The sequence below is a fragment of the Deltaproteobacteria bacterium genome (assembly GCA_011773515.1).
Lineage (GTDB): Bacteria > Desulfobacterota > Deferrimicrobia > J040 > J040 > WVXK01.
The window spans coordinates 1-1,372 of sequence record WVXK01000019.1 but is presented as its reverse complement, the minus strand read 5'-3'; the positions used below and the strand labels follow the sequence as shown (position 1 = coordinate 1,372).

Here is a 1,372-nt window from a genome sequence, read left to right as displayed (position 1 = left end):
TCCCCCGATTGGAGGACGATGGAGAGGAGCTCGAAGCCCTTGTCCCTGAATTCGTTGTACTCCCGCACGAGCTCGGGCATCTCCCGTTTGCAGATGTCGCACCAGGGAGCCCAGAACTCGAGCATGATCACCTTCTCCCCCACCAGGTCGTAGAGTCTCACCTCCTCCCCCGTCTGGAGGTCCGTGAGCGTGAAATCGGGGGCCTTCTCGCCGATCTTCACCCCCATCGCCGTGTCCTGGGCGAAAAGCCCGGAGGAAAAGACGGATGCAAAGAGGATAAGGACGAGCAGACATGTCGATTTCCTGATCATTTCCCAGCCCCTTGAATAAAAAATAGTCTACCACTACAGATCTATTTTTTACATCCCTGTTTTACATCCCACGTTCCGCCGGATTCTCTGCGGCCGGGCGTGGGCAGCCCCGCTCTCTATTGAACGCTTGAATCGCCCGTTCTATTCACTCAGTGGCCGGTCTCCCTCGGGTACTTCCATTCGGAGAATACGGAGAGAGCCCAGTCCCTGTCTTTCTCCACATGGCAGCTTCCACAGTGGTTGTAGATCTCTTCATCCCAGCAGTTCAAGGGGTGCACGAGAAAATAGGAGTAGGAGTGGACATTTTCCTCCTTGTTGTCCATGGGGTTGACCTTCTGCTTGTGGCAGGCCGTGCAGGAGATCTCGACCTTTGGATCGTGGCGGGTGTGTTTCGCCAGGCTATCCCCGAATTCGTGGCAGCCCAGGCACATGCCGCTCACGTCTTTTCTCTCACTTTGCGGTTTTTTCGGCTGGTGGATTCCGCACACCTCGCAGCGCGACCTGGCCTGGTCCTCCCTGTCGCCCTTCCATTTCTCCCAGAGCCGCAAAATCGACGCCATGACCGTCTCCCCCTCCTCTTTTTCCAGGGGGACCATGAATTTCGAGAGGTCCTCGCCGGGCTTATAGCCGACGGGATAGAAATACTCTCCCGTCGAATCCTTCCCCCGGACGTGGCAGGAGGCGCAGATCATGTCGGCGCGGTCCCGGGGGAGGCGGGTGGGATTTACGATGTTCTCCCTGCCCGGGTTCTCGGCGTGCATTTTTCCCTCCCCGTGGCAGGCCTCGCAGCCGATCGTGTGCTCCGCGAAGGCCTTCCGCTCCGGGTCGTACGCCACCGAGTGGCATCCGGCGCAGAACTTCGAATAGGGCCTCTTTTTCCAGGCCCATGTCGAGTAAGGCCTCCATTTTTTGCTCTGCACAGACCAGAGCCGGGGAAGGACGTAGAAGTCGTCATCTATCTTCGTGAGGTACCTCTGATCCCAGTGGCCCCCTATGGTGAACCAGACGTCCTCCTTCGTAAAGGGGAGGCCGGGCTCGGAAAAATCACCGAGTATGGCTTC

The 1,372-nt window shown here is 58.1% G+C and carries 2 protein-coding genes; both read right to left on the bottom strand.

What is annotated here, in order from left to right:
* On the bottom strand, window positions 1-311 hold a 311-nt coding region (locus tag GTN70_02575), incomplete at its 3' end, for a redoxin domain-containing protein (protein NIO15878.1).
* A gap of 149 nt (window positions 312-460) precedes the next feature.
* Window positions 461-1,372: hypothetical protein (locus GTN70_02570; GenBank protein NIO15877.1), on the bottom strand; the 912-nt coding region annotated here is incomplete at its 5' end.